The following is a 2,500-nucleotide window of genomic DNA, read 5'->3' as shown; positions in this document are numbered from 1 at the left end:
AATACCGGGGAGTACTACTGGGCAGACACACGGCGGGTGCTAACGTCCGTCGTGAAGAGGGCAACAACCCTGACCACCATCTAAGGTCCCTAAGTTATGGCTAAGTGGGAAAGGATGTGAGGATCCCAAAACAACCAGGATGTTGGCTTAGAAGCAGCCATCATTTAAAGAAAGCGTAACAGCTCACTGGTCTAAATAAGGGTCTTTGCGCCGAAAATGTACCGGGGCTAAAGCCATACACCGAAGCTGTGGATGCACGTATGTGCGTGGTAGCGGAGCGTTCCGTAAGCCTGTGAAGGGACAGTCGTGAGACATCCTGGAGGTATCGGAAGTGAGAATGCTGACATGAGTAACGATAAAGGGAGTGAGAGACTCCCTCGCCGAAAGTCCAAGGGTTCCTGCTTAAAGTTAATCTGAGCAGGGTTAGCCGGCCCCTAAGGCGAGGCCGAAAGGCGTAGTCGATGGGAACCACGTTAATATTCGTGGGCCTGCAGGTAGTGACGGATCGCGTGTGTTGTAAGGTCTTATTGGATTGATCTTGCAGCGAAGCGGTTCCAGGAAATAGCTCCTGCATATAGACCGTACCCTAAACCGACACTGGTGGACTGGTAGAGAATACCAAGGCGCTTGAGAGAACTGCGTTGAAGGAACTCGGCAAAATGCACGCGTAACTTCGGAAGAAGCGTGACCTCCATGAAGGCAACTTTGTGGGGGTGGCACAGACCAGGGGGTAGCGACTGTTTACCAAAAACACAGGGCTCTGCGAAGTCGCAAGACGACGTATAGGGTCTGACGCCTGCCCGGTGCTGGAAGGTTAAGAGGAGATGTGCAAGCATTGAATTGAAGCCCCAGTAAACGGCGGCCGTAACTATAACGGTCCTAAGGTAGCGAAATTCCTTGTCGGGTAAGTTCCGACCTGCACGAATGGCGTAACGACTTCCCCGCTGTCTCCAACGCAGACTCAGTGAAATTGAATTCCCCGTGAAGATGCGGGGTTCCTGCGGTTAGACGGAAAGACCCCGTGCACCTTTACTATAGCTTTACACTGGCATTCGTGTCGGCATGTGTAGGATAGGTGGTAGACTTTGAAGCAGTGGCGCCAGCCATTGTGGAGTCATCCTTGAAATACCACCCTTGCCTATATGGATGTCTAACTGCGGCCCGTTATCCGGGTCCAGGACCGTGTATGGTGGGTAGTTTGACTGGGGCGGTCGCCTCCTAAAGAGTAACGGAGGCGCGCGATGGTAGGCTCAGAACGGTCGGAAATCGTTCGTCGAGTGCAATGGCATAAGCCTGCCTGACTGCAAGACTGACAAGTCGAGCAGAGACGAAAGTCGGTCATAGTGATCCGGTGGTCCCGCGTGGAAGGGCCATCGCTCAACGGATAAAAGGTACGCCGGGGATAACAGGCTGATGACCCCCAAGAGTCCATATCGACGGGGTTGTTTGGCACCTCGATGTCGACTCATCGCATCCTGGGGCTGGAGCAGGTCCCAAGGGTATGGCTGTTCGCCATTTAAAGCGGTACGTGAGTTGGGTTCAGAACGTCGTGAGACAGTTCGGTCCCTATCTGCCGTGGGTGTAGGAATATTGATAGGATCTGTCCCTAGTACGAGAGGACCGGGATGGACGTATCTCTGGTGGACCTGTTGTCGTGCCAACGGCATAGCAGGGTAGCTATATACGGACGGGATAACCGCTGAAGGCATCTAAGCGGGAAACCCACCTAAAAACGAGTATTCCCTATCAGAGCCGTGGAAGACCACCACGTTGATAGGCCGGGTGTGGAAGTGCGGCAACGCATGCAGCTTACCGGTACTAATAGCTCGATCGACTTGATCACTCCCATTATCTGTATCCATCAAGCTTCGCTTGACGAATACCAGCTTTAACTTCTGTCCTCACGCTGTCGCGGCTAAAGCCGCTTCGCTCCGGACAGGGCGCCGGAAAACCGGCGGCACGCAGTCGCGTGCTTATTGTTTATCAGTGCAGAAAGAAAATAAGAGCAGATGAAACAGTGAGCTAACATACTCCCTTACTGCCCTATTCCCCTACTCCCCTAATCCAGCTTCTCAATTTGTGTTCTTCGCCGACCTGGTGGTTATGGCGGAGCGGCTGCACCCGATCCCATTCCGAACTCGGCCGTGAAACGCTCCAGCGCCAATGGTACTTCATCTTAAGATGCGGGAGAGTAGGTCGCTGCCAGGTCTGCCAAGCACACAAATCAAAACATCTTCTCAAATCATACAAAACACTCCAAACATGCGATAATCGCCAAAAATACCGACTACAACAAATAAGTGAGACAGGCTCGGAGCAGCCCGTTCGGCCTAAAATCGATACTCAATCGATTTTTTAACGGCCTCACCTCATCAGGCTACGCCTGACTGCGCTCCCGGGCCATTGAGGTCTGCACTTAATAACGCGGGGTGGAGCAGCCCGGTAGCTCGTCAGGCTCATAACCTGAAGGCCGCAGGTTCAAATCCTGCCCCCGCAACCA

Annotated in this window: 1 tRNA gene and 2 rRNA genes (1 of these 3 cut by a window edge); all 3 read left to right on the top strand. The window is 53.2% G+C overall.

The features are described 5' to 3' along the window. Window positions 1-1,843, top strand: a 23S ribosomal RNA gene (locus ABWW11_RS25205) (it extends 970 nt beyond the left edge of the window). A gap of 250 nt (window positions 1,844-2,093) precedes the next feature. Beyond that, window positions 2,094-2,208 (top strand): 5S ribosomal RNA (gene rrf, locus ABWW11_RS25200). Between the two features lie 215 nt (window positions 2,209-2,423). Further along, window positions 2,424-2,500 (top strand) — tRNA-Met (locus tag ABWW11_RS25195).

It is taken from the genome of Brucella sp. NBRC 113783 (assembly GCF_040372265.1).
Taxonomy (GTDB): domain Bacteria; phylum Pseudomonadota; class Alphaproteobacteria; order Rhizobiales; family Rhizobiaceae; genus Brucella; species Brucella teleogrylli.
This window is presented reverse-complemented; position numbering and strand designations above follow the sequence as displayed.